Source organism: Ruegeria sp. HKCCE4148 (genome assembly GCF_017872495.1).
Lineage (GTDB): Bacteria > Pseudomonadota > Alphaproteobacteria > Rhodobacterales > Rhodobacteraceae > Ruegeria.
In genome coordinates this window covers 1-22,912 of sequence record NZ_JAEDOS010000002.1, presented here as the reverse complement: position 1 = coordinate 22,912, position 22,912 = coordinate 1, and the positions used below count along the sequence as shown (strand labels likewise).

21 protein-coding genes and 2 pseudogenes are annotated in these 22,912 nt (G+C 53.7%); 7 read left to right on the top strand and 16 right to left on the bottom strand.

The window, feature by feature from the left end; translation table 11 throughout:
- Window positions 1-6: 6 nt before the first annotated feature.
- From I9187_RS05255 to I9187_RS05240, 4 genes are all read right to left on the bottom strand, one after another.
- Complete coding sequence (locus tag I9187_RS05255; RefSeq protein ID WP_171174986.1) at window positions 7-840, bottom strand: xanthine dehydrogenase family protein subunit M; 834 nt, start codon at window positions 838-840, stop codon at window positions 7-9.
- 139 nt (window positions 841-979) lie between these two features.
- Window positions 980-2,062, bottom strand: a complete 1,083-nt coding sequence (locus I9187_RS05250; protein ID WP_209509209.1) for an MHYT domain-containing protein — start codon at window positions 2,060-2,062, stop codon at window positions 980-982.
- Between the two features lie 422 nt (window positions 2,063-2,484).
- A complete protein-coding gene (locus tag I9187_RS05245) occupies window positions 2,485-2,892 on the bottom strand; it encodes a universal stress protein (protein WP_171174991.1) in 408 nt (135 codons plus the stop codon).
- 58 nt (window positions 2,893-2,950) lie between these two features.
- Window positions 2,951-3,400, bottom strand: a complete 450-nt coding sequence (locus tag I9187_RS05240) for a phasin family protein (protein ID WP_171176214.1) — start codon at window positions 3,398-3,400, stop codon at window positions 2,951-2,953.
- A gap of 198 nt (window positions 3,401-3,598) precedes the next feature.
- On the opposite strand from I9187_RS05240, the gene I9187_RS05235 reads away from it, so the two are divergent.
- Window positions 3,599-4,756, top strand: coding sequence for a cation:proton antiporter (locus tag I9187_RS05235; protein ID WP_171174993.1), 1,158 nt, complete (start codon window positions 3,599-3,601; stop codon window positions 4,754-4,756).
- Window positions 4,757-4,775: 19 nt separating this feature from the next.
- Here the strand turns inward: I9187_RS05235 and I9187_RS05230 are convergent, their stop codons facing one another.
- Window positions 4,776-5,183 carry a c-type cytochrome gene (locus I9187_RS05230; RefSeq protein WP_245223137.1) on the bottom strand — a complete coding sequence of 136 codons (408 nt, stop codon included), beginning with the start codon at window positions 5,181-5,183 and terminating at the stop codon, window positions 4,776-4,778.
- 139 nt (window positions 5,184-5,322) lie between these two features.
- The gene (locus tag I9187_RS05225; RefSeq protein ID WP_171174995.1) at window positions 5,323-6,948 is read right to left on the bottom strand and encodes a Na/Pi symporter; all 1,626 of its coding nucleotides are present in this window, start codon (window positions 6,946-6,948) and stop codon (window positions 5,323-5,325) included.
- Between the two features lie 489 nt (window positions 6,949-7,437).
- Between I9187_RS05225 and I9187_RS05220 the strand changes: the two genes are divergently transcribed.
- Both I9187_RS05220 and I9187_RS05215 read left to right on the top strand, forming a co-directional pair.
- Window positions 7,438-8,604, top strand: a complete 1,167-nt coding sequence (locus I9187_RS05220; protein ID WP_171727937.1) for an amino acid permease — start codon at window positions 7,438-7,440, stop codon at window positions 8,602-8,604.
- A gap of 4 nt (window positions 8,605-8,608) precedes the next feature.
- Complete coding sequence (locus I9187_RS05215; protein ID WP_171174999.1) at window positions 8,609-10,225, top strand: hypothetical protein; 1,617 nt, start codon at window positions 8,609-8,611, stop codon at window positions 10,223-10,225.
- Here I9187_RS05215 and I9187_RS05210 read toward each other — a convergent pair whose 3' ends face one another.
- Window positions 10,226-11,818 (bottom strand): trypsin-like peptidase domain-containing protein, encoded by a 1,593-nt coding sequence (locus I9187_RS05210; RefSeq protein WP_171175001.1) that lies wholly within the window; start codon window positions 11,816-11,818, stop codon window positions 10,226-10,228.
- 453 nt (window positions 11,819-12,271) lie between these two features.
- On the opposite strand from I9187_RS05210, the gene I9187_RS05205 reads away from it, so the two are divergent.
- Entirely contained in the window at window positions 12,272-13,576 is a 1,305-nt protein-coding gene (locus I9187_RS05205) for a ferredoxin reductase family protein (RefSeq protein ID WP_171727939.1), read from the top strand.
- 300 nt (window positions 13,577-13,876) lie between these two features.
- Entirely contained in the window at window positions 13,877-14,440 is a 564-nt protein-coding gene (locus tag I9187_RS05200; RefSeq protein ID WP_171175011.1) for a flavodoxin domain-containing protein, read from the top strand.
- Between the two features lie 82 nt (window positions 14,441-14,522).
- Here the strand turns inward: I9187_RS05200 and I9187_RS05195 are convergent, their stop codons facing one another.
- Both I9187_RS05195 and I9187_RS05190 read right to left on the bottom strand, forming a co-directional pair.
- On the bottom strand, window positions 14,523-15,368 hold the full coding sequence (locus I9187_RS05195) for a universal stress protein (protein ID WP_209940103.1): 846 nt from the start codon (window positions 15,366-15,368) through the stop codon (window positions 14,523-14,525).
- Between the two features lie 88 nt (window positions 15,369-15,456).
- Window positions 15,457-15,834 (bottom strand): nuclear transport factor 2 family protein, encoded by a 378-nt coding sequence (locus I9187_RS05190; RefSeq protein WP_171175016.1) that lies wholly within the window; start codon window positions 15,832-15,834, stop codon window positions 15,457-15,459.
- 367 nt (window positions 15,835-16,201) lie between these two features.
- Here I9187_RS05190 and I9187_RS05185 point away from each other — a divergent pair, with 367 nt between their 5' ends.
- Window positions 16,202-17,299, top strand: coding sequence for a hypothetical protein (locus tag I9187_RS05185; RefSeq protein WP_209509207.1), 1,098 nt, complete (start codon window positions 16,202-16,204; stop codon window positions 17,297-17,299).
- 339 nt (window positions 17,300-17,638) lie between these two features.
- Here the strand turns inward: I9187_RS05185 and I9187_RS05180 are convergent.
- Window positions 17,639-18,281, bottom strand: a pseudogene (locus I9187_RS05180) (IS6 family transposase).
- Here I9187_RS05180 and I9187_RS22185 point away from each other — a divergent pair.
- On the top strand, window positions 18,204-18,452 hold the full coding sequence (locus I9187_RS22185) for a hypothetical protein (protein ID WP_348540084.1): 249 nt from the start codon (window positions 18,204-18,206) through the stop codon (window positions 18,450-18,452). The pseudogene I9187_RS05180 and the gene I9187_RS22185 sit on opposite strands and share 78 nt — an antisense overlap.
- A gap of 8 nt (window positions 18,453-18,460) precedes the next feature.
- On the opposite strand, the gene I9187_RS05175 is transcribed toward I9187_RS22185, so the two are convergent.
- The 6 genes and pseudogenes from I9187_RS05175 to I9187_RS05150 form a co-directional block, all read right to left on the bottom strand.
- Complete coding sequence (locus I9187_RS05175; RefSeq protein WP_171175020.1) at window positions 18,461-19,390, bottom strand: hypothetical protein; 930 nt, start codon at window positions 19,388-19,390, stop codon at window positions 18,461-18,463.
- Window positions 19,384-19,998 (bottom strand): hypothetical protein, encoded by a 615-nt coding sequence (locus I9187_RS05170; RefSeq protein ID WP_171175022.1) that lies wholly within the window; start codon window positions 19,996-19,998, stop codon window positions 19,384-19,386. Before I9187_RS05170 ends, I9187_RS05175 begins: the two co-directional genes overlap by 7 nt.
- Before the next feature lie 492 nt (window positions 19,999-20,490).
- Window positions 20,491-20,688: pseudogene (locus I9187_RS05165) on the bottom strand (IS6 family transposase); the annotation flags it as partial.
- 80 nt (window positions 20,689-20,768) lie between these two features.
- Window positions 20,769-21,017, bottom strand: a complete 249-nt coding sequence (locus I9187_RS05160) for an acyl carrier protein (RefSeq protein ID WP_171236914.1) — start codon at window positions 21,015-21,017, stop codon at window positions 20,769-20,771.
- The gene (locus I9187_RS05155) at window positions 21,014-22,180 is read right to left on the bottom strand and encodes a dihydrolipoamide acetyltransferase family protein (RefSeq protein WP_209509206.1); all 1,167 of its coding nucleotides are present in this window, start codon (window positions 22,178-22,180) and stop codon (window positions 21,014-21,016) included. The genes I9187_RS05160 and I9187_RS05155 overlap by 4 nt, the downstream gene beginning before the upstream one ends.
- A 1-nt stretch (window position 22,181) precedes the next feature.
- Complete coding sequence (locus I9187_RS05150) at window positions 22,182-22,853, bottom strand: transketolase C-terminal domain-containing protein (protein ID WP_245223136.1); 672 nt, start codon at window positions 22,851-22,853, stop codon at window positions 22,182-22,184.
- Window positions 22,854-22,912: the final 59 nt, after the last annotated feature.

Genomic DNA, 22,912 nt, shown 5'->3' with positions numbered 1-22,912 from the left:
CTCTCCTCACCCTGCGCGGCTTTGCGCACGGTCGATGGCGCGGCGCAGCATTACGGCGGCCACGTGTTTCTTGAATTCAACGGGTCCTCGATTATCGGCGACGGGATCGATCGCATCGAGCATAGCGGCAACGCAGCCCTCGACGTCACCACCTGCGAGAGCGGTGCTCGCGTCTGCGGACCAAATGGGTGTGTCGGCCAGATTGGTCATTGCAACCGAAGCGGTTCCCTGCCCAAACATCACCGCGGCAGCGGCCGTCGCATAGTCGCCAATCTTGCGCTTTTGCTTTTCATAGGCTTGCCCAACGCCGGCAGCGGGAACAGGTATTGAAATCCGGGTCAGGATCTCTTCATCTTCGCGCGCAGTGAAATATGCGGCCTCATAAAAATCACGGGCGGCTACGCTGCGGTTGCCGTCAGGCCCCGACAATTCGAACGTGGCATTCAGGCATTGCATCAAACCCGGCATGTCATTGCCAGGATCCCCATTGGCCACGTTGCCACCAACGGTGCCCATGTACCGCACTTGAGGATCGGCGATCTGCAAAGCAGCTTCGCGGATCAAAGGGATTGCCGAGGCCAGACCGTCATGCGTAATCATCTCGTGCTGCGTCACCATCGCCCCCAAGGACACCGTGTCGGAACCGATCTTGACCCCTTTGAGTTCGTCGATAGCCTGCAAATCGACAAGATGGCCCATCTCGGCCATGCGCAGCTTCATCATCGGGATCAGGCTGTGCCCGCCCGCGATCACGCGCGCCTCATCTCCGTGCTCCTGCAAAATGCCAATGGCCGAGGCGATGTCGCCTGGCCGGTGATACTCAAAACCGGCTGGTATCATGTTTTTCCTCCCTGGGTCCGAGCGATATGCCTTGGGGGACCTGGGGAAAGGAGAGAGCTATGCAGCCAGCCGTTCCAGCAGCGAACAACAGAGCGCGCGGCTTGTTTCACGAAATGCGAATAAGCTGCACGAACTGCGATCAGAGACCGAGCGCCTCGCGAATATCCGTCAGACGGGAACGGCTTACCGGGACTTTGATCAGGGCGTCGACACCGTCGAAATAACATGTGCCGTTGTCCTTGTGACGCTCAAAGCCTGAGACGTGTTTGGGGTTCACCAGATAACTGCGATGAGCGCGTAAAAAACCATCTGGCTTTAGTCGCGTTTCGGCCTCGGTTATCGACCAAGGGCAAAACAGTTTTTCGGCACCCATATAGAGAACAGAATAATGCCCCTCGGCCCTGATGGCTGCGATTGTTGCAGGTTCTGTAAAAAAGGTCTGACCTTCTCGCTCGAACGGAACACCGGCGCGAAATGCGGCCGGTTCCGAGGCGGGTTCGGGCTTGGGTGTTTCCGTGGGCTCAATAAACGAGATGCCTGTCAACAGAAACGCCCCGCATATCAGAAACACCGAAACGGTCACGCCCATCGCCAGAACCTGATTGTCCAACGCAGGCCCTGCACCACCGACGCTGTCGCTTGCGACAAAGTCGGTCAGACCGGTTGCTACGAAATGCATGGTAAATACAGCCAGCCCAAAGCACACTGTCCCAAGCAATATGTTGCGCTGTGTGCGGTTTCCATAAGCGACCCAGATGGCCGCCACGGACAGGATCACCGAAGCCAGTGTCGCCACGAATACATCCAGAACATTATATACAGGACTACACAGCTGCATTCCGGCCATGCCAATATAGTGCATCAACACAATCCCCAGCCCAACGATCATCCCTGATCCAATCATCGTCTGTGGCGTGCGTGGGCGAAAATGCAGCAACAACAGCGCCAGCCCAACCATTAGGATTGCGACCAGCGCGGAAATCAGAGTGATCAAGGCATCATAGTAGAACAGGATCGGCAGTTGCAGGCCCAGCATGGCAACAAAGTGCATCGACCAGATACCACCACCCAGAATAACTGCTGCCAGAGCGACCACAAGTTTGCGCCGCTGCGTGTCCAGGCGAGACGCGCCATGAGTCAGATAGAGGCCGGTAAACCCAGCCATCAGCGCCACGGCCAGAGACGCTGCCACGAGCCACACATTGTGCGAATAGTCCAACATTCGGGTGTCCACGCCCTCCCCAGCGCGTGCTTGACGTTAGCAAACAGGAATTCCCGGTACAATCTAGTCTGGCCAAACTGTGAAAAGCGCTCTCAGACCAATTTTACCAGCGTAAGCCCCTTCAACTAAGTGCTTTTTCACACCTTGCCAGGATTGTGTCACCGCGAAACAGTAGTACGATCAAGCGAATTCACATGCATCGTGCATTCCCATGGCTCACTTAGACCACACGCTCGTACAACAAACCTTCTTCTTTTCGAAGCGACAATGGGGACAGACCGTACTGCATCACTGCAAAACGGATTTTCTCGGAGCGGGTTACAAAAACTTGATTGGCGATTAGCTTTTTATACGCGCAAGCTACGACAGCCTCTCGCTCGCCATTAGTTAAGTTCTTTCGACGTGACCCAACCCACTCTGGATCAGCGAATTACGTGAACCGAACATTTCGCATGATGCACAACCCTGTTTGCGGTTGATCCGAGGAATATGTCCTCGAAACCGGGCTTGTGCGATGCCAAAACAATGCAATCCACATCGTTCTCGTTCGCGAAATCAACGATCGCTCTACCTGCTTGACCCGAGATGAGTCGCGTCTTCGCTCCTGGAATCTCAGAGGCCGTCTGATGTAGGTTTTCCAGGATTTCATGCCGCGTGTTCGCAAGCACCTCACTTGGAATCTGAGACCCTACATAGGCCGGGATTGGTTCCTGGGCGTGTATCACAGTGAAAACAGCGTCCTCATCGGCCAATTGGCGCGCCGCCTCAAAGGACGCGCGCGTGTCGTGCTCTTGGTCCAGAGCAACCGGGATCAGGATGTTCTTATACATTTGGTCTCCTATCTACAGCTCCATCGACGTCAGCCTGAAATTTGCGACAGCAGGAAACCTACACAGGTTCAGACTTCGATGATTTGCCAGCACTCTTCGTTGCGGTCGCAACATCATCAACGGTTTTCTCGACAGCTTCAGCTTCGGTTTCCGCGACATATGCGGCACAACGGGCCACAGTTTCGAACCATTCCTGAGCATCAGCAACCAACCGCTCAACCGAATGGCGTTGCCATTCCGTCATGCTCTGAAGGGCTTTTGTCGGTTCAGACGGGTTGGCGGAAGATACTTTACGTGCAGCTTGCAGGGCCGTCCGGACCGCCTCGTGACGCCGTTCGAACCAATGCTGCGCAAAGGCTTCTGTTTCTTCTAACATTTTTTCTTGCGCGTCCCAAAACTGTTCGATCTGGGCACCGAAAGCTGGATTGCCAGAAACGGGCGGCTGCATTTGCTTGAATACGTCCATCAGTGAAGCCGGGTGCCTAGGGTTAGATTTCTTTGTCGACATCGAAAATTCCTCCTCATTCCCTGATGACCCATTGTCCCACCTGCAGCGAGCTTTCGCCTTAATACAGATCAATATTCCTTGTTTTCATACTTCCTGGCTTACGCCGCGAGAGAACACTCCTAACCTTTCGACATCGGTTCCTAGATGGCAGGATTGGAGTTAAAGTAGATCAAGCAAGAACTTAACGCTTGGTTTCAAATGAACATTGCGGGTTTTCTGATTACTCTTGGCGTCCTTTTCCTTGCCGGATTGGTGGCTGATCAGCTTGGTCGGGCCACGCATCTTCCTCGGGTTACGACCTTACTTTTCCTCGGCATGATCGCCGGGAACGCCGGAATGGGGTTGATCCCGCTTGACGTTGCAATGTGGTTCGATGAGGTATCCATCGTGGCTTTGACCATGGTTGCGTTTCTTCTTGGAGGGTCCTTAACCCGCGAGAACCTTGTTCGACATGGCCGGGCCATTCTGGCAATTTCCATTTCGATCGTGGTTGCCACCCTCATTATTGTGTCGGTTGGACTGACCGCAATTGGCGTACCTTTCGGGTTGGCGTTCGTATTGGCGGCAATTGCTACAGCTACGGCTCCGGCTGCCATGACAGACGTAATTAGACAGTCTGGGGTATCCAACAATTTCACCGAGACCTTAAAGGGCGTTGTCGCAATTGATGATGCTTGGGGTCTGATCGTTTTCAGCATCGCCTTGGTTCTGGCCGGTCATTCGGACGGTTGGGCCACCGTCACGACCACAGCGATCTGGGATTTCGGGGGCGCAATTGTTCTGGGCGGCGTGTTGGGCATTCCGTCCGCTTACCTGACCGGTCGATTAAAGCCAGGTGAACCAATGCAGGCCGAAGCGGTGGGGATCGTCTTTCTGACAGCGGGTCTTTCGCTCTGGCTGGAAGTTTCGTTCCTTGTAACAGGCATGGTCGCCGGAGCCGTGATCGGGAACCTTGCCCGCCACCATGACCGAGCCTTTCACGAAATCGAGCACATTCAATGGCCATTCATGATCCTGTTCTTCCTGCTGGCCGGAGCCTCATTGGATATTGAGGCTTTTGGCTTGATGGGCTGGGCCGGAGCCCTTTTCTTGCTTTTACGAACCATTGCACGACTTGTGGGCGGCTTTTGTGGCGCAAGACTAGGAGGCTTACCACGCCGTCAGGCTTACTGGTGTGGCCCCGCTTTACTGCCGCAGGCAGGGGTTGCAGTGGGGATGGCTTTGGTCGCCGGGGAACAGTTTCCAAATTGGGCGGCATCCATAATGGCCTTTACCTTGGCCAGTACGGTGGCATTTGAAGTGTTTGGGCCGCCACTGACGCTTATGTCGATCAGACGCACCGCGGATACCGAGTAGCTGCACGCTCGTTCGGAGCCTATTCAGCCTGAACCGATTCAAGAAAGACGAGCAAATTCGCCAGCGGCAGGCCCACCATCATAGGTTGGCCATTAGGCAAAGCGACAGCGATCTGTTGGTCCGTCTCAAAAACCGCGCCGAAGATTGGCATTTCGCCCCCATGCGCAAGCAATTGCGAGCGACCGTCAATCTGCTGAGCTATGCGATCTATCGGAAACACGCCGCCGTTTTCGGCCGCCAACTTGGTGAGGTCAGGTGTTTGAATAGCAAGCATTTCGGCCATCGGCCCATCGCCAGTCGCTTCGAAACCGTGGCATTGCCAGCAATACGTCCGGTACAAATCGCTTCCGTCGCTCACACTTACGTCCTGCGCCAGTGCAGAGCCGGTGACGAACAGCGTCAAAAATACCCCGTGAAATAACTGCATTTGCTCCTCCAATTCGCTGCTTCCGATGATGGTCCCATTAAATGGCATACTTAAGAAACTTCTTTGACCTCGCTCATGTTGTATGCGCCAAGACGAACGCTGGTGTTTCAGCTTTATAGCGTTGGAGCACATGCCTGATTTAATCTGCGTCGACCTCCGACTTCGCAGCCTCGGCATGGACCTCGCCACGCTTGCCTCCAAAGGAGGCTCCTTCCAGTGCATTCAAATGCCAGCGAATTCGCCAAAGATGATAAGACACTCGATGCATCCATCTCAGAGAATCCAACCGAGCCCAGACCACCTCGTCCGGCAAACTGTCAGTCGCAGCGTCGGAAATGAGCAAGTCTCTGCGAAGTTTCCTCTGTCGTCGCAGAAAGCGACGAACACGGTTCAGCGTGTTTTCACATTCCTCTTGGTCATCGATTTTCAAGTAACTGTCAGTTGCCGCAATCACCACCAAAGCAAGCCGTTTCAAACGCCGGTCTTTTGGTAACTCGCTGATCCTGTCAACTTGGCTACATCGGTAAAGCAACCGATCCAGATGATCGAGTATGTGGTACATACCTTTGATCCTGGAAATCTCGACATCGGACTCGCGGGAAAGCTCTATCTTGTCTAGATACGCGCGCGCTTCGGCCAAGGCCGTCTCAATGCTGTCCCGCCCGTAGTCGGTTTCGCCTGGCAGCCGCACACCCATACACGACCGAAGGTGCGCCACTTCGGCCAGCACAATTTGATCGACTGAGGCTTTTGCCGCATCCACCGCTATCTCCGGCAACCCTAGCACGAGCGGATCTAAAGATTTTGTTAGCTCAGCTCCTCGATCGGGTATAAGCGCCTCGACAAATCTGGCAAACGGCTTGGCGAACGGCAGGATCAAAACCACCCCCAAGGCGTTGAAGAAACTGTGGAATGCCACAAGCGCGGTCAAAGAGTTTTGGGCCCCCGCCCCGCTTACAAAGACCGAAGTAAATGGCCCCAGCAAAAAAAACGCCATTACTCCTGTCATCACGTTGTAGATCACATGGGCAGAACCGGTTCGGCGGGCCATCGTGCCCCCGCCCAAAGTAGCCAGAACGGCCGTAAACGTCGTACCCACATCCATTCCAATGACCAACGCCGCCGCTTGAGGGAAGCTCACAGCACCAGCGCTCAGTGCCGCCAAGGCCGTGGCGACACCGGCGCTCGAAGACTGCGTCACCATCGTGATCAGGACACCAATCAAGACAAGCTTCAGCCTGCCTAGAAGTGTATCTGGTGGAAAATCAGCAGGCGTAACTACGCCACGAAATGCGTCCAGGCCGGACTTGAGTTGTTCGATTCCTATGAAAACCAAGCTGAACCCGGCTAACGCCAGCCCAAAGTTAGAAACCGCTTTCCTGCCCGAAAGCGCGAACAATGCGCCAACAAAAACAACAGGCAACATCGCTTGCCCAAGGTCCAGCTTGAACCCCAAAAGCGCGACCAGCCAACCTGTCATGGTCGTTCCGATATTGGCTCCAAAGATGATCCCAAGCGCTTGCGGGAACGTGAGCAAACCAGACGCGACAAAGCCCACGGCCGCGACAGTGGTTGCACTGGACGACTGTATTGCAGCTGTCGTGACAGCGCCGGTCACCGCACCCGTAAGAGGCGTGGACGTGAACTTGCTCAGAACATCGCGCAGCCGCGCACCAGCCAATGCCTTCAACCCGTCCGTCATCAACAGCATTCCAACCAGGAAGAGACCGATGCCGCCAAATGCTGGTAATAGGTTCCAGAACATCACAAACAACTTGCCACGCTTAGCCAATGTACGACGGGCACGTTCGCTGTACCCTCAGGGCCGCGAGCAACAGACTGCGGCCCACTTTCAGCCTTGCAGACCCGATGTGACGCGTTGGTTGATATAGATCAAAGCAGCAACAAGATTCACATAGTGAAATAAGAATGTTTTAGCGTAGTCTACGTTCGCCGACCTGTCCCCAAACCAAACAAAGAGGCGAACGGAATTTTGGAGGAGTGGAAGTTCCACCCACGGGGCTCGGCAAAAGTGATGGCGAGCCCCGAATTTTTTATTGGCGCCCAATTCGCCCGAACGTTGAGACAAATCGAATTCGATGGATTCAACTGCGGGGACAAGGTGAGCCGCAAATCGCTAACCGTAAGGAGAATGGCATTATTGGCAACAGACAAACAGACCAGTCGGTGAAAAGCGCCTATGAACTCTGTTGATCCCAAAGAACAGAAACTTAAACGGGCCCTTACGACCCCGTTGCTGACGCTTTATGGCCTTGGCGTAACGGTAGGAGCTGGCATTTACGTTTTAGTCGGTGCAACAGCAGACATTGCCGGACCTTTCGCGGCGTTGTCATTCGTTGTAGCCGCGCTCGTCGTATCACTAACCGCGCTTTCTTATGCAGAGCTCGCAACACGATTTCCTGTGAGTGCTGGTGAAGCAGCCTATGTTGAGGCGGGGTTCCAGAAAAAATGGATGGCGGTTTTCGTTGGACTTGCGGTGGCAGCCTCGGGCGTTATCTCCGCGTCGGCCGTTGCAATTGGCGCAGCATCCTATCTGCACGCATTGACCGGCTTAGCCATCCCTTTACTGACCATCAGCGTAGTATTGATCATGGGCGCTATTGCACTTTGGGGAATAACGGAGTCGGTTCTCGTTGCAGCAATCATTACGATCATCGAAATCGCAGGTCTTCTCTTTGTGATTGGCTGGGGCATGACCATTCAGGATCCGCAAGGATACAGGATCAGTTCAATGCTTCCCCCGCTTGAACTTGACGCGTGGAGAGGCATTTTTGCAGCATCGCTTCTCGCCTTCTTTGCCTTTGTTGGCTTTGAAGACATGGCCAATGTCGCAGAAGAGGTTAAAGACCCGGTACACACCATCCCAAAGGCTATTTTGCTAACGCTGGTTCTGGCGACCGTGTTGTATCTTGGGACCTCAATGACAGTTCTGCTTGTTGTTCCAATTGATATTCTTTCAATGTCCTCGGCACCACTTGCGCTTGTGTTTTCAAATGCGCCTGAGGTGATCAAACAAGGCTTTTCTGCAGTCGCGATTGTGGCGACGGTCAATGGGGTACTAATCCAGATGATCATGTCATCACGGGTGATCTACGGGCTTGCTGACAGGGATCACCTGCCGAAAGTCCTGGCAACAGTACCTCAAGCAACGCAGACACCGGTTGTCGCTACTTTGCTGGTCGTGGCGATCATCGTTTTGCTAACCCAAACGTTGCCGATAGGTATTCTGGCTGAACGGACGTCTCAGATCGTTCTGGGCGTCTTTGTGCTTGTCAACATCGCGCTGATCCTGCTGAAGATGAAGCCAAGCGATACTAAAGAGCACTTCAAAGTTCCACTTTTCGTGCCCATCCTTGGAGTCATCACAAGCACAATGCTCTTCGGAGCAGGGTTTCTCTAGCCATATGACTACCAGTCGACCGTCCATAGGATTGCGCCTTTCAGTCTGGTGGCACAGAACCTTCGTGGATCTGGCTCAGCAGCTGCAATGGTCCTATCTGCCGCCTTTGATGGTCTACTTCGCGGCGGGTGTATCAGGGCTGACCTCGGTCGTCGGAGCCTTTTTTCTGAAAGACTATCTCAACTTGTCCGCCTCATTCGTTGCAGGGCTCGCGTTTTGGGCGGGTATCCCTTGGATTCTTAAAATGCCGCTTGGTCATGTCGTGGACCTGTTTTGGCGCTGGAAATCCCTGCTGATCCTGTTTGGCGCGTCCCTCATCGCGTTATCGTTGCTCATCATGTATCGGCTCGTGGTAGCACCCGCGCAGATGGCCTCCACGATGCCGCTGGAAGACTGGTATGTTGTTGCGCTGCTGTTGGCACCCTCGGGCTATGCCATTCAGGATGTCGTTGCTGACGCCATGACGGTCGAGGCGGTTCCAACGGTTGACCAGCACGGCCAACCGTTTACGCCTGAAGAAACCCGTGCACAGCACACAACAATGCAAACTCTGGGCAGAGTCGCGATCATTTCCGGGTTTGCGGCGGTTGCGGCTGTGAACATCTGGATTTTCTCTGGAACAGAAAACCTTCAAAAATCCGATCGCCTCGCGCTTTATGGCCAGGTTTACCTGATAGCGCTGGCAATCCCGGTGTTGTCCGTGAGCGGCGTTGTTCTTCACAGCTTGATACAGCGGCAGCGCATCCGGCGGGGCCACCCGACACACGCGCCAGAGGGCGCCACCGAAGTCAAGTGGTCCATATTACTCGGCGGCCTCGCATTCGTTGTTCTCAGCATTGTACTGGGAACCGCGGACTTCGAATTTGCGCAAGAAACAGTCTTTGCCGTTTCCCTGACGGTGATCCTGTACCTTATGTCGCGTCTGCTGAAAGAGTTGGAACCGGCTCAGGCCAAGGCTCTGATTGGAACGGCCACAATCATTTTTGTGTTTCGCGCTGTGCCTCTCCCTGGGCCTGGTCTGACTTGGTTCGAAATCGATGAACTGGGGTTCGATGAACAGTTCCTTGCAATCTTGGCTTTGTTAACGTCACTGCTGGCGTTGCTCGGATTAATCGTTTTGCGCCCCTTCATGGCGAACCGCTCGATTGCGCATGTAGTGATATTGCTGACAATCGCGGCAGGCATACTCGCCCTGCCTAACCTTGCTCTCTACTACGGCATTCATGAATGGACAGCGGAGCGAACCGGCGGAATTGTAGACGCAAGATTTATTGCCATTCTCGACACCGCTGTTGAGTCTCCACTCGGACAGATCGCTATGGTCCCGATGTTGGCTTGGATCGCGCGCAATGCTCCCGTTCAGTTAAAGGCGACTTTCTTTGCAGTGATGGCATCGTTTACCAACATGGCATTGTCGGCAAGCAGTCTCGGCACCAAATACCTCAACCAAACATTTATCGTCACTCGCGCTGTCACAAATCCAGAAACTGGCGCTGTCACCTCTACCGCAGACTACAGTCAGCTTGGATACTTGCTGATCTCAGTCGCGTTGATCTCAGTGATCGTTCCGCTGGTGACAGTGTTCTTTGTTCAAAGCTCTCGCTTCCAAACGAGCGAGTGATTACTGGCTTTCGACCTCTCTCAGCAAAGCTTTGAGATGTGCCACTGGAACACCAATATTCGAACCCCCAAACTCAGGCAGGATCGCGGCGTTGATGGCAACGACCTCTCCTCGCCGATTGAGCGCAGGCCCTCCGCTTCCGCCGGTTGTGGTTTCAGCATCATAGACGATGGCACCCGAGCTGGTCCGCGCAACGATCCCCCGGCTGGCGAGGGGTTGGATTTTGCTTTGCGCAGACAGCTGAGACGCTATGGACCAGAAATTCAGGGTTCCATCTTTCTCAAGCGTTTCCAAAAAGCCCGGCCCCGCTTGGGCGATCAAAGCCTTTAAACCTGTTGGGTATCCCAGCAAGTACAGTTCTTCTCCGGCCTGCGGAGCGGCATCTGCCAACGGCATCCCCAAGCCGTGTACCTTACCTGGATCAACTGCCAATATCGCCAAGTCTGCCATTTCACTGAACCTTTCCAATTGAGCGTCTATTGGTTCAGCTTGATCCGGCAGATAGGCCAACAACCTCAACATTTCTGCCCTAAGGCCCGCGTCTTTCAGAGTTTGCTCTCTGTCTCCCGAAGTCCAAGGTAAAGCGACATGACGATTGGTGGCCATTAACGGAACCCCTTCCAACAGAAAGCCGGTGCCGGTGAACTGAAATTCAGCGGGTTCGCCCATCGCACCCGGTTCAATCAAAGGCTGGCCTAAAGGGGTTTTCAGCTTTTCTCCGTTCGGCCCCAATACATGCCGCAAAAGCTTCCCGCTTTCCAAGTGCCGCAACCCATAAGCGCCCTGAATAAAAGCGACGGATCGAGTCGAAGCTGCGATCACTCGGGTTGGCGCTCCTGCTCTGTGTTCCAGCGTCCCTAATCGCTGCTCAGCCGACAAAACTTGGCTTTCGAATGCTTCTCGCAACGAGGCCAAATCCTTGGGCGTGAGTGCGTCTTCCCGAGTCTGTGCAAGCATAATTGCAACCGCTTCGATCTTACGGGATTCCTGTTCGATGCTGTCCGCCAAGCGTCTGTCGTTTTGGTAAAGCAGGAACCCAAAGCCTAAGATCACAAGCAGCGCAGCTACGACTGTGATCCTGAACAGAAATGTGGTCTGGGACACAAGCCGACGCCCGCTGTCGCGCAACGCGCCAGACATTTTCTTGGCGAACGGTCGCCGGCTAGTACGAGTATAGGCGTATGCATCACTGAGGATATCTTCAACCGTATGGCGAACAGGATACGAGTGATTGCACAACCTGTACCGAGACATCGGACCTTTTTCGCCGAACTCGATCATGTCGCCATGAACAAGCAGCGTTGAAGAGATTTCTTGCCCGTTCACCCACACATTTCGTCCCGCTGACACGTTTATCGCATATCCGTCATCTGCCCATTGAAGGGTGGCGATATCGTTATCATGCGGGGGCAGGTCGTCTTTGGGGCGAACGCTTAACGCTCTGCCTTCACCAACAGATACGGTCAGAGCATTGTCAGCAAGCCAGTTTACGTTACCACGCGATGGTCCGGTGAGGCTCTCTAAGAAAGCCCGCACTTCCCTTCTGTCAACAGTACTCGAGGGCGCGACACCATTCTCGCCCGGCTTGCGCATTTCGACCACCTCTCTTGACGCGTGTACGCATTCTAACACGCCTCAGCACGAAACTCATCGTACCGCTCGCGCAATAAATTTTTCCAATCTAATTAGACTCTTGCAATCTCTGACCAAGTTCATTCCCGTCCTTGCTTCCGGACCGCAACTCAAAGAGAATTTACCGATGGCCAACCCTCTGCGCCGTCTTTCCTTGGTTCGATTTCGCGCACAACACTGCGGCAGCAAACACCGTCTCAGACCTTGATCTTGCGCAAGCATTCACTCTTGGCATTGACAGCATTGAGCGCACCTACCGGGCTTGATGAATGAAGAACAACCCGCCAACAGACAGCCCCGTCGCCCCACAGGAACGAATAATTTCAGAAGTCTTGATCGGATTCACAGGTCCGCCTACCGTTTGAATTTAATGAGTTCGAGTTGCCCACTTATAGAACCGCGGAGCAAATCCGTATGAAATGGCCGTTCTTGGTACTGGTCTACGTTTTGCTGATCCTAGCCCCATTGGGTATTTCTGGTTTTTTGGGCTGGTCCCCGCGGTCCTTTCATCAAGAGCTTGCTTCCGGACTTGGAATGCTTGCTTTTTCAATAATCCTGGTGGAATTCCTGTTGTCTGGAAGGTTTAGATTCATTTCTTCCAGTTTGGGTATGGATGTGACAATGCGAGTGCATCAACTGATGGCGCGCACCGCATTGGGCTTTGCTTTGATACATCCGCTTCTGTATCAGGGTACACCCACTGGTGGACACCGCCCTTGGGACGTGACGCATCAACTGACGATTACAACCGACCTTTCCACCCTGGCATCGGGTATCGGGGCTTACTTCTTGCTGTTCATACTGGTCGTCTCGGCGATTGCGCGCAAATCCCTTGAATACAAGTACGAGACATGGCGCTTCTTGCACGGACTGGGCGCCTTAGTGCTGGCCTGCTTGCTTTTGCACCATACGGTGTATGCCGGACGCTACGGCGGACATCCGTCACTGACCTATTTCTGGCTGGCACTGAGCAGTGTTGCGGTGGGAACTCTTCTATATGTCTATCTGGTTCGCCCTTTGCGTCAGAGGAAAAACCCGTGGCGCGTCACTTCTGTGTCTCGACTGACACCGAGGCAATGGGAATTGCGCCTCAAGCCCGATGGTCACAAAGGAATAACCTTCGAAGCAGGTCAGTTTGCCTGGCTCAACGTCGGCCACAGTGCTTTCTCGTTAAACGAGAACCCATTTTCAATCAGTTCAGCACCAGCCGACGGCCCCGAAGTTTCATTTGTCATAAAAGAGCTTGGGGATTTCACACGCAATCTCGGACAGATCACTTTGCAGACCCACGCATACCTGGACGCCCCTCACGGAAACTTGTCGATTAAAAACAAGCCTGAGAAAGGCGTCGTTCTGATCGCAGGTGGTGTCGGGATAGCACCGATGCTGAGCATTCTGCGTCAAGTCAGGCTTAACGGAACACAACACGATCTAAAGCTCATCTATGGCAACCGGGCCGAGGAACAGATTGTTTATCGCCAGGAGCTGTCCAAAGAGGACGCGGTGTTTGTTCTTTCCGAACCCCCAAAGGATTGGCAAGGAGAAACAGGTTTGATCGACGGTCCTCTTTTGGACCGCAACTTGTCCTCGGAGCATTTTGAGAACTGGCTGTTTGTGCTCTGCGGCCCAACTGCAATGATGGACAGTGTCGAAGAACACCTGATCGCCCGAGGAGCTTCGTCAGAGCGGATTCTGTCCGAAAGGTTCGACTATGGTTGATCGGTTCAGAAACCAAACTGCGCGGCGACGATTAAGATTGGCTTTCTGGGTCATCAATACTTTAATTTGCTTCGCTGTTTTGGCCTTTTCTCTGCGATAGCAAAGCAGACCATTTAGCGTTGAGTGGCTGAACTAAGCCATCACAAAGCGTCTTTGTTCACGCCGTACTGAGCGCAGAAAAAATGTGCCACAACACCACCTCATTGATCCGGAAAACGCTTTTGATTGAGATCAAGGGCAAACACGCACCATTCATTCATATTCTAGGATCTATTCAGGCCGATTTATGGGAGGATCGGAATGACCGTACTCATAGCCTTCGCTACAGTCGAAGGTCAGACCGCAAAGATCGCGCGGTTCGTCGGTAAAATTGCCAAGGAAGCCGGTTTCAACACAAATCTGGTCAATACCGACAAAATGTCCGACCGCGTGTCACTGGGTGATGTGGTCAAGGTCATTCTTCTGGCTCCTGTCCACGAGCGACGGCACCCCGAGTCATTCGAGGCTTTTATCTCCTCACACAGGGATACCTTAGAGAAACGAAAATCTCTTGTGCTGTCCGTTGGTCTGAAAGCAGCATTTGCTTCGGGTCGTGAAGAAGCGCGCGACTATCTTACCGAAATGCTGTTGCGAACAGGTTTCCAACCTGACGCTACCGCTTTGATTGCGGGTGCGGTGAGGCCCGAAAACTATGGGTACTTTGAGAGAGAAATCCTCCGACACGTTGTTTTGCTGGGGCGGAAAATCGATCCACGAGATGGGGCGCGGGAATTCACTGATTGGGACGAACTCACGTCAATTGTGTTGGATTTCCTGAGTGAAAAAGGTCAGGCAGACCAGCATCAATCGCAGGTTAAGTCTTAAAGAACATCAACTGCCCCGCATTTCACAAAAAAGACTGCAAGCTGTGGCTGCCCAGCTAAATTTCAGTCGTCGGCTTGTATTTTCAGTGCCCGAAAAGCACTGGCATCCCAGTCTGCTCTAACATTGCTTGCGTCGTTCCTCCAAAAATTGATTCACGCATATAGGAATGCCCATAAGCACCCATCACAACCAGGTCGGCCCCAATTTCTCGCGCGCGCGTTTGAATGCAGTGCTCGATTGAATTCCCGCCACGCGGGAACTGCGACACGGTCACGTTGCACCCATGATGGCTGAGCCATCCAGCAATGTCAGTTCCGCGCACTTGACCTTCTAAGTCGTCAGGCGGCGGCAAATCAAAACACCCAATCACAACTTTGCTGGTTGCGCGAAGAAAGGGTAAAGCTAAATGCGCAGCCCTAGAGGCAGGCAAGCCATCATTCCATGCCAGAAAAATGCAGTCGCGCCGGACAAACGGATCCCCATTTATCATCAAGGCGATTGGTGAATGGAACAGTACTCCGCACGCAATCCTATGAAACAAGTCGGGGTCTTTTCTCAATTCGGCGTCTAGAAAAGCGATATCCGAGCTATTGGCTTGCTGTGCCACAAGGTGCTGTAACTCTAATCCAGATCCGATAAAGGCGATTACTTTTGTCGACACACCTTGTCGCTCCAGAAGCGCTTCAACCTCAGCAGCTCGAGACTTTAAGGCTACGTTTTTAGCCTTCAGAAGATCCAACCAGTTTGAAGGAAGGCCGGCCTCAACGAACCTGTTTGAGCCATACTTTAGGTAAGGTAGGTTGGGTAAAGCGGCAACCAAAATACACGTCAAATGACCGTTCTGGTTAAGTGCTGCTTCGGCACATTCCAAAATGCGCGCATCGTCCGTATTAACTCCCAGATAATACGTCGAAGTTCTGTGTTGCATCCTTGGCCTCCGTACTAGGCTTCACAACGCTCAGGGGTTGAACGCGCTATTTCAATCAACACAGAGGCAATATTGCTGATCGTTCTTCTTACTTCGGCATCATGAAGAACTCTTCGAGAACGATCTTGCCTTCTGCCACTGAATACACCGCTATCTCACGCAAGGTTATATGCTCACCTGTGGCCTTCTGAACCACTTCAGCCCTGAACCGCACTCCAAAACGGTTGGGTGGGTGGACGTAAGGACCATCCACATCGAGTTCTTGTATTTCGTGCGATGCCAACCAATCTTCTCTTTTTCCCTTGATGCCTTCCCGGCCTTTTGTAACGCGAAATTGTCGAACAGGAGGCACAACTGCCTCTATCGACTGTGCATTTTCGGCATACATTTCATCAACACTTGCAAGGCCCCTGCGCTCACGCATGGCCTGAACGAATGATCTTCCGATTTCAACTAAGTCTTCCATATCCACCTCATTGCTTTGGCACACACTGTAACACGCGTTGACCCCGCCAATCTTGACAAGGATCAATGAGCTTATCGACGGAGCTGTCACGTGGGTGCTGCCAGACGAACGCGAACCACTCTCAATTAGGGCAAAACGGCTGAATTTTTGGTCGCGCGAAGACCGCGCCACTAAGTGATCGCGGGACACGAGTCAGCTTGAAAGTGTCTCGGCTGCAGAACGATCCTTTCCGATTGAAATGGTTGCGGACACCCTGCCCGCCTCAATCCAAGTTCCTCCGGCAAGACCGCCAATCAAATAATTCGAGCTGAAAAGCGAGCAAAAAAGTTTCCCTTTAGTTTCTGAAACAAAGGTCCCTCAGGTAATCGTGTCTGAGATCGGTGCCGACAGCAGCAATATGTGCTATGGTTTCCTTTTTTACTTTCAGCAACGCAAGAGGTCGGACTTGTCTAACAGTCGTGTAGAACTGCGTTATTTTTCAATAGCATTGGTGCCGGTTTTCATTTTCGGCTTGCATGAGCTGATCCACCATCACCTGATTGCAACAGATTTGAACGTGCCGCTCGAAATCCTGAATGATGAAGTTACGTGGCTGGAAGCCGTTGGCCGATTTCGGTTTCTTGCGGCGTCTTGGTTTTTTGCGTCTCTTGCCGTGTTGGCAGTGGCTCTGCTTGTCCGCAACTTGGCAAAACCAATGGCGCAACAAACAAGAATTGCTGCAATTGCCACGGTACTTGCCATATTCACGCTAGCGGTGGTCCCAACTATCGAACAATATATGACTTCGGCCACACCTCGAATTTACCACCAGGTCGGGAAAGCTGTCTTCGAAACGGCGCTGTCACTTGGAACGCTGCCAGGGTGTTTAGAACCTGACGATCAATGGATTTTGGGCACGTGCGGAGAGATACCTGTTTTTACAATGTTTATGCGGGTGTTGGATATCATCAACGCGCTCGCCGGACTTGCGGTCGGTTCACTGATAGTTGGTATGATCCTGTGCCTGGCGAGCAGTGATCACGAAAGTGTTGAAGAAACAGCTGCAGAACTAGCCAGAAGCCTTAACCAGATGCGGCAGCAGCTATACTTGTCCAGTCTGGTTCTGACCTTTGGAATGTTCTTTGCGTCGAGCTGGATGTATTGGCCTCTGCCTTTGATCTCCGAAACTGAAAAAGCCGCGTACAGTTCGCTCATCACAGCATCGGCGCTGTTTACCGGAACTTATTTTTGTCTGCTTATGCTGAGTTTCTACCTTCCGGTCGCGCTGATTTTGGATAGCAGGATTAAAAACCTTAGCCTCATGGTCAGCAAAGGTGAGATGAACAAACAGAGTTTTGATATCGAAGACTGGAAAACTGCGCACGGGTTGAAAGAAGGTGTGGGTGAGATCTTGCGCACAGGGCTGGCAATCGTTGCACCCATTTTGGCTTCATTCGCAGGTGGAATAGCTCCGCTTGCTGTCTAATCCATGTTGTCGGAGGAATGCCACCCGGTCTCTGACAGTTCATCGAGGCAGCATTAAGCCTCTTCGAACAAATCGAAATACCTGGTCAACACCGGGGCCAGATTATCACTCTTAACAGCTCTGGACTGGTTTTGAATTACTTGAATGGCGATTGCTCAATCATTCGCGAAGGCTGCGAAAGGCACCTGTCTGTCCCAAGACAAGTTTTTCTGGCAAGACACTCGCGGGAATTGCGGTACAATTCCGGATCAGAAAACACAACTGAAGTGAGACAGGTATGAGTGGCGGTGCTGTCAGACGAATTCGAACCAGTCTCAGTTTGCTGCGGAAACCGCGGACCTATCCGGAACAAAGTTGACGCCACTCGCTAAGAGCGGCGGCGCGGGTCAGCTTGAAGGTGTCTCGACTGGCTAGCGATCTTTCCTGGTTGAAGTGGTTGTAGACAGAGGAAAGGACGGAGGCGAATTTCTGTAGACTTCGCATGCGCCTGAAACGCTGCATCGCGCGTTCGCGTCGTCGAAACCAGGTGCGAATTCTCGACGCGGTTTTTGAGCCACCTGCCCGTCTGCTGTTTTTCAAGCGCGCCCATTTCTCTGAGCGCAGCCTTGTAGGAAGCGAAGCGATCTGTGACGATCTCTTCGGCGCAACCGTGCCGCTTCATCAATTTCTTGAGGAATTTCAGTGCTGCGGCTTTGTTTCGACGCTTCGTAACGACGGCCTCAAGCACCTCACCTTCGTGATCAACGGCCCGCCAAAGATAATGCCGCTTGCCATTCACTTTCACAAAGACCTCGTCCACGTGCCACTTCCATTTGGAGAAGGCGCGCAGGTGCTGAACACGCTTTCTTCGGATCTTTGATGCAAACATCGGGCCAAACCTGTTCCACCAATATCGGACAGTTTCGTGGCTTACGTCGATGCCTCGCTCATGCAGCAGATCTTCGACATTCCGAAGCGAGAGCGGAAATCGGAAGTACAGCATCACCGCAAGGCGGATGACCTCGGGACTGGTTTTGAAGTATTTGAAAGAGACAGGTCTGGTCATGGGCAAATGCTACGCAACCGCCCTGCCCCGCTCAAGCAAAGTTCTTCTGACAAAACCATTCTGGCTCCGAAGCCCCCACGAAATTTTATGCATACCGACCAGTTCTAAAAAAGCACCTAATGCGGGCATGAGTTGCGCAAGTTGGAGACTGGAAAATCATTGAACATCGCAGGCGCGATCCAATTCAGGAAACTGTCGTCATCTATTAGATCAGCGAAGGCCGCGGTCATCATCCCTAGCTGAGAGATTAAATTGGCTTCACGCGCAGGATCGGCCTCTCCATGTGCGAATTCGCCTGGGTTATCCATCAGCCTCGTGGCCATCGCCCGAATACGCTCTGCCGAAACGGGATGTGAATTCTCCCGCCGCCCTTTCTCGCTTGCCGGGTCGTGCCACCAGGCAGCCTGATAGTACCAGAAGATGCCCATCGGATTGCCGCCCAGCCGCGCGAAATGATCAAGCGCAAAGGTGTCCGCCTCGGCTTCCTGCCGCTGACTCTCTGCACCCTCAACCCCAGTGCGATGATCAAGCAGGATATGCCCCAATTCATGTGCCAAAAGAAACTGCACACCTGACGAAAAGATCTTTCCGCTGAGATCGTAGGTGTAATTGTCAGCGAACAACTTGTCTCGATCCAGCCCAAACGCGACGAGTGGCGCAGGCAGGTTTTCATCGGCTCGAAGCAGCGCCGCCAGGTAGGTCTGAATGTACTCTTGCGGACATGAGCGGGACTCAAACCAGGCGTGCAACGTCGCGATGTCGTCATAGAAGCGCAAAGATGTCAGCGGCAAATGGATCTCCTGCCTCGCAGGTGCCGCATAGAACGACATCAGGCCCGGACCGCGTTCGGGAAATATCAATTTTACGTCGCTGGCACGGGCTCTGTACTCGGATGGCAGGCGAGGCACGATATCCTGCCACATCACAGACTGGATCGAAGGGACCGTACGTTCTCGAACACGTTGAATTTCTGCCGGGCTGTAGACGACCTCGGCTGTCGAAAAACCCGCGGTGACAATCCAAAGGAAAAAGACCTTCTTTAGCATCCGGTGTGCTTTCCATCAAAGAATTCAATCGCTTCCGGTGTCGGATTGGTGCCCAGGTTGGGATTGCGCGCCCAGTTTTCGAACTGAAGCACGGCACCCCAATTGCTGTCCCAAACTTCTCGCATGAGCTTCAGCTTGATTTCTGTCAGTTCAGATTGCGCAGGTGGACGTACGGTGGTCGAGGCCGCCAGGCAGTTGAGCGTCCAAATCTGGTGGCGGACACGCTGGCGCGCGTAGCTGCTGACCCCAGCCGCGGCGATGTCATGCGTTTGGGTGTTGACAGCGCCCGTGAACTGACCCGGAGCAGTTGCTTCCAAAGCGGCGGTCTGCCCGGAAACGGCTTCACTAGCAGGAGGTGGCGCGCTGTAGGAAATCGGGTGCGACAAGCTTACCCAGGCGTAGAGAATAACCGCCAACAGTGCGAAGACCGGCGTAGACAACGCCACTGAACCCGTGATGCCAAGCGAACCGCCATCCTTCAGCGTCACTCGCTGCACAGTTTTCCAGAAGCCGACGAGCACGACCAATGCCACGACGATAACAATTGCGGTCAGCAGCAGACGTTCGGACATACGGAAAACGATAATGGGGTTCAATCCTTCGAACATACCATAATCCCGTATCTGAATACGAAATCATACCACAGCGCGCGCTCGAAACCAAAACTCGGCCCATCAGTCTTCTGCAGGAAGGTACACGCGGAGACGTGTCAAATCGATTTCTATTGAATGCTGTGGGTTTACTAAACGTGCGTCTGCCAGCCTTCAAAATCCCTTTGAAACGCTTCTGATCAGGGTCGCACCTGATTGTTGGGTCTCCGTAGCCGCCCCTCGCCCCAACATTCACCAGCAAAATCTGAGCTAAATTTTTTTAATCCAAAACAGTTGTTTAGCGCGAACTTTTCCCTCACGTTTATCGCTGTTCCAGAATGTTGTTGATCAGAGTCCCAGATCTTCTGGTCCGTTTACCTCTCTTCGTGCGGCCATGCTTTCAAATTCACCACCTGCAACATCAAATGCTTGGAAGTCGCTGGTTTTCAAACCCGTCAGTTCGCCAATTACATGTATTGGCAACGCGCGCAGCTACTGAACACGCTTTCTTCGGATCTCAGCAGCAAACATCGGACCGAACCTATTCCACCAGTAGCGGACAGTTTCATGGCTGACATCGATCCCGCGTTCGTGAAGTAAGTCTTCGACATTTCGAAGCGAAAGCGGGAAACGGATGTACAGCTTCACAGCAAGGCGGATGATTTCGGGACTGGTTTTGAAGTACTTGAAAGAGGTAGGTTTGGTCATGGGCAAAAGCTACGCAACCGCCCTGCCCTGCTCAAGCCAAGTTCTTCTGACAAAACCTTCAACGTAATTGGCTTTTTGAATCATGGCCCGTGTCTAGAAGCGAAGTACTTAAGCGCCTTGGTCGGCGTTTCGATCTGGGCATAGTCGGTCTCAGGTATCGACACGCCTAAGCGCGCGTGCAGGGCCGTCACAAGGTTCAGAATATCCATCGAGTCGAGTTCCAGATCATCTTGCAGATGGTCATCATCAGACACATCCGCCGGTTCTATGTCCGGCGCGATTTTGTGGATTTCCTCCAGAAAAGCCTGTCTAATCTCACTATCGTTCATAGTTCCTCCGGTCTCGAAAGCTTATCGGCCAACACTGTAAGGAATTTTGAGGCCTGCCTGCCGTCGCAAACGCGGTGGTCTGCAGAGAGCACAAAGTTGGTGACCTCACGGGGGGCAACTTTCTCCCCATCCACCCAAGGGCGGATTTGTGGGGCACCGACCGCCAAGAGGGCGACCTGAGGAGGGAAAATCACTCCCGTCATGCTGTCGGCACCACTCTCACCAAGGCTGGAAATAGTGAGCGTTCCGCTGGTCAGTTCTGAACTACGCAATCGTCCAGAACGAGCACGGGTCACCAGATCACGCATCCCTTCCATGACCTCCTCAAGGGACATACGGTCTGCATTGAGGAGCGCTGGGGCGACCAGCCCGCCGCCACGGAGTGCGATGGCGACTCCTGTATTGATCTCGCTAGAGGGGACAAATTCTCCATTCACAATATGACCGTTCAGCGATTTGACGGCCTGCGCTGCGAGGGCGGCGGCCTTCACGATGGCCGCGCCGAGCAATATCCGTTCTGCCGGGGGCCGGTCCTTGTTGCGAGCGGCCAGCCATTCAGATAGGCCCTGAGTTTCGATCGTGTGCGAGACGTAGAAATGTGGAATTTCCTGCTTTGCGCGCGTCATCGCTGCGGCAACCGCCTTGCGCATTTCGGATAGGCCGTCCGTGGCTTGTTTGGAACTGGCCGCGTTTTTCGCGAAGATCTCGACATCGGCCAAAACAACTGCCCCATCCGGGCCGCTGCCTCGGAGTTCAGACAGCTTCAGGCCAGCATGTCGTGCTGCAACGCGGGCCGCCGGGCTGGCTGCCACAACTGCCGTCGGTCTGGGCGGCGTGGCCGAGACCTTTTGCACATCAGGGCCAAGCGATGGAATGTATGGAGGCGCAGTGTCGGCCGGGTCTGGCAAAACCGCTGACACTTCCGGCGTCTCCTCTCCTATACGGGCTAGCGGCTCTCCCACAGGAACGGTTTGACCGACTTGCGCCAGTAATTCTGAGACGTCCCCGGCTTCAAAGCTCTCGATTTCTATGGCGCCTTTCTGTGTCTCTACCACGGCGACGACATCCCCCCGGTGCACCTCGTCCCCTGGCTGAATCAACCACTCGACCAACGTACCGGCCTCCATGTCCGCACCGAGCGAGGGCATCCGAAAGATACTCATGTCAGCTTTGCCCCATCACACTTTTGGCCGCCGCGACAATCGCCGGAACCTGCGGTATCGAGGCGTCTTCCAGATGTTTCGGGTAAGGGATCGGAACTTCTTCCGAACACACCCTTCCAACTGGGGCATCGAGCGTCCAAAAGACCTGTTCGGTGATCCGGGCCGAGATTTCAGCTGCCAGCGAGCCGCTGCGCCATCCTTCGTCAACAATGACGGCGCGGCGCGTCCGGGCAACCGATCCCATGATTGTTTCGTCGTCAAGCGGACGTAGCGAGCGCAGGTCGATGACTTCAGCGCCAATCCCTTCTGAGGCAAGCGAATTTGCCGCCTCTAATGTCTTGTGGAGCGACCCGCCATAGGTAATCAGCGTCAGGTCTTTGCCCGGCCTGCGAATAGCTGCGCGGGAAATGTCGACAGGGCCTGCGCCCGAGTCGATTTGACCGCTCAGATTGTAGAGCATAACGTTTTCGAAGATCAGGACTGGATCGGGATCCTGCAGAGCGGTCCAAAGCATGCCGCGCGCATCTTCCAGCGTCGCAGGCGCGAGGACCTTAAGTCCCGGAATATGAGCGTACCAACCTTCAAGGCTACGGGAATGCTGGGCCGCGAGTTGCTTGCCCGCCCCGGTCGCCATACGGATGACCACCGGTACGCCGAACTGCCCTCCGGACATGTGCCGGGGTGCTGTCAGACAAATTCGAACCAGTCTCAGCTAGGCCAGTAGAGCTGTCC

Bases quoted from the DNA above. Each gene is read 5' to 3' on its own strand.
- I9187_RS05255 (WP_171174986.1), bottom strand. From the start codon at position 840: ATGATACCAGCCGGTTTTGAGTATCACCGGCCAGGCGACATCGCCTCG.
- I9187_RS05175 (WP_171175020.1), bottom strand. From the start codon at position 19,390: ATGCTAAAGAAGGTCTTTTTCCTTTGGATTGTCACCGCGGGTTTTTCG.
- I9187_RS05200 (WP_171175011.1), top strand. From the start codon at position 13,877: ATGACCGTACTCATAGCCTTCGCTACAGTCGAAGGTCAGACCGCAAAG.
- I9187_RS05150 (WP_245223136.1), bottom strand. From the start codon at position 22,853: ATGTCCGGAGGGCAGTTCGGCGTACCGGTGGTCATCCGTATGGCGACC.
- I9187_RS05250 (WP_209509209.1), bottom strand. From the start codon at position 2,062: ATGTTGGACTATTCGCACAATGTGTGGCTCGTGGCAGCGTCTCTGGCC.
- I9187_RS05240 (WP_171176214.1), bottom strand. From the start codon at position 3,400: ATGTCGACAAAGAAATCTAACCCTAGGCACCCGGCTTCACTGATGGAC.
- I9187_RS05235 (WP_171174993.1), top strand. From the start codon at position 3,599: ATGAACATTGCGGGTTTTCTGATTACTCTTGGCGTCCTTTTCCTTGCC.
- I9187_RS05205 (WP_171727939.1), top strand. From the start codon at position 12,272: ATGAAATGGCCGTTCTTGGTACTGGTCTACGTTTTGCTGATCCTAGCC.
- I9187_RS05190 (WP_171175016.1), bottom strand. From the start codon at position 15,834: ATGGAAGACTTAGTTGAAATCGGAAGATCATTCGTTCAGGCCATGCGT.
- I9187_RS05210 (WP_171175001.1), bottom strand. From the start codon at position 11,818: ATGCGCAAGCCGGGCGAGAATGGTGTCGCGCCCTCGAGTACTGTTGAC.
- I9187_RS05170 (WP_171175022.1), bottom strand. From the start codon at position 19,998: ATGTTCGAAGGATTGAACCCCATTATCGTTTTCCGTATGTCCGAACGT.
- I9187_RS05245 (WP_171174991.1), bottom strand. From the start codon at position 2,892: ATGTATAAGAACATCCTGATCCCGGTTGCTCTGGACCAAGAGCACGAC.
- I9187_RS05155 (WP_209509206.1), bottom strand. From the start codon at position 22,180: ATGAGTATCTTTCGGATGCCCTCGCTCGGTGCGGACATGGAGGCCGGT.
- I9187_RS05195 (WP_209940103.1), bottom strand. From the start codon at position 15,368: ATGCAACACAGAACTTCGACGTATTATCTGGGAGTTAATACGGACGAT.
- I9187_RS05215 (WP_171174999.1), top strand. From the start codon at position 8,609: ATGACTACCAGTCGACCGTCCATAGGATTGCGCCTTTCAGTCTGGTGG.
- I9187_RS05160 (WP_171236914.1), bottom strand. From the start codon at position 21,017: ATGAACGATAGTGAGATTAGACAGGCTTTTCTGGAGGAAATCCACAAA.
- I9187_RS05225 (WP_171174995.1), bottom strand. From the start codon at position 6,948: ATGTTCTGGAACCTATTACCAGCATTTGGCGGCATCGGTCTCTTCCTG.
- I9187_RS05230 (WP_245223137.1), bottom strand. From the start codon at position 5,183: ATGCAGTTATTTCACGGGGTATTTTTGACGCTGTTCGTCACCGGCTCT.